Source organism: Pseudomonas sp. NFACC56-3 (genome assembly GCF_900100025.1).
GTDB lineage: Bacteria > Pseudomonadota > Gammaproteobacteria > Pseudomonadales > Pseudomonadaceae > Aquipseudomonas > Aquipseudomonas fluorescens_AA.
The window spans coordinates 1-1,715 of record NZ_FMTK01000044.1 but is presented as its reverse complement, the minus strand read 5'-3'; the positions used below and the strand labels follow the sequence as shown (position 1 = coordinate 1,715).

Below are 1,715 nucleotides of genomic sequence, written 5' to 3'. Positions count from 1 at the left end.
GATGGTGCCGAGCGTACCCCTGGGGGCCAGACCTTGGCCGCTGATGGTGCCGAGCGTACCCCTGGGGGCCAGACCTTGGCCGCTGATGGTGCCGACCGCACCATGAGCCGGCGCCTGGCATGATCAGGCCACTTTCCCATAGACGAAAAAAAACCCGCCTAGGCGGGTTTTTGAGGACCAATTTGACTCCCTGTCCGGCATTCCATGCCTGGTCCAATCATCCATGACCCCAAGCACTCCCTGTACTCAGTGGATGAACATAGATTAGGCCCACCGGTGACTTGGAGAAAGACGAGAAAGCAGCAACAGCGTGTAAGCGTTTCGCTATAGGACGCTTTCCTGGCTTTTCAACAGGCGAAAAAAAACCCGCCGAAGCGGGTTTTTCCAAGACCATTACGACTCCCTGTCGATAGCTAATCCTTGCATGGTCGATCGTCCCTGATCCTGAGCACTTCCTGTGCTTCAGTGGATAAGTCCAGATTACGCCTAGGATCCAAAATGAAATAGACGACATAGCTACCATATCGTGTAAGACATTCGCTATACCTGCCCCTCCGAAAACCCTTAGTTCCGCCAGCCGGCTGGCTCAAGGCTTGTGCAGGAACGCCTCAATATTGGCCATTTGCTCGTCCCAGCCACGGCTGTCCATGCGAAAAGCCTTGAGTCGACGTGCCTCGGGAATATTGTTGAAGCCCGACTCCACGACTTTGAGCAAGGTACCGCCATCCATGTCTTCGAGTTCGAATTGCACTCGGGTTTCGGCCTCCTGGGAATAATCTACCTGCGGCTCGACAGCGTAAGGATGCCAGCGAAACGAGAACACTCGCTCGGGCTCCACCCGCTCCACCGCTACGTCCCAGATAAGGTGTTCGTAACCTGGATAAGTGATTTGCCCTTGGGTACGCTCGCCTGCCACAAACCGTTTCCCCTCAAGGGCGACACCGAACCATTGGCCAAAGGCTTCGGCATTGGCCAGGGCACGCCAGACCTGGGAGCGCGGGGCCTTGAGCAGGATCTTTCTTTCAATGCGGTCGGATGAATGCATGAGTCACCTCCTGTGTTTCAACAGTAGGCTTGTAAGACCACAAGGCCAACCGGAAAGTTGTATCAGACCGTTGTTTGGCGCTCACCAACTTTAAAACAGCACGGCGCGATGTAAACTCCCTCGGCGCTTTCACCCTCAAGGAGAGAACCAACATGTCCCTACGCTTGCTCCTGGCCCTGATGCCATTGTTTTTTGTCGCCGTTGCCCAGGCCGACGACTGCGCTGACGCCACTACTCAAGGCGAGATGAACCAATGCGCAGCCAAAGAAAACAAGGCCGCCGACAATGAGCTGAACAGTTTGTACAAGCAGATCACCGCTCGCCTGAAGGACAATCCCGAGGCCAAGAAAATGCTGGTCAAGGCTCAGCGTGCCTGGATAGGCTTCCGTGATGCCGAATGCGAATTCTCTGCCTCTGGGGTTGAGGGCGGCAGTGCCTATCCGCTGATCTATAACAATTGCATCACCACCCAGACCAAGGCCCGGGTCGAGGCGTTCAAGACCTATCTCAAGTGCAAGGAAGGGGATTTGAGCTGCCCCGTACCCGAGGCTTGACAGCCAGGATGTAAAAAAGGATGACCTCTGCAGGTCATCCTTTTTTTTGGCCAACACTTTCTATTGCGGAAAAAACAAAACCCCTACCTGCATCAGCAGATAGGGGTTTCGGAATT

Annotated in this window: 2 protein-coding genes; one reads left to right on the top strand and one right to left on the bottom strand. The window is 54.8% G+C overall.

What is annotated here, in order from left to right:
- Positions 1 to 586: 586 nt before the first annotated feature.
- A complete protein-coding gene (locus BLO80_RS28710) occupies positions 587 to 1,045 on the bottom strand; it encodes an SRPBCC family protein (RefSeq protein ID WP_092334462.1) in 459 nt (152 codons plus the stop codon).
- A 152-nt stretch (positions 1,046 to 1,197) separates the two neighbouring features.
- On the opposite strand from BLO80_RS28710, the gene BLO80_RS28705 reads away from it, so the two are divergent.
- A complete protein-coding gene (locus tag BLO80_RS28705) occupies positions 1,198 to 1,599 on the top strand; it encodes a lysozyme inhibitor LprI family protein (protein ID WP_092334460.1) in 402 nt (133 codons plus the stop codon).
- The last annotated feature ends 116 nt before the right edge of the window (positions 1,600 to 1,715 follow it).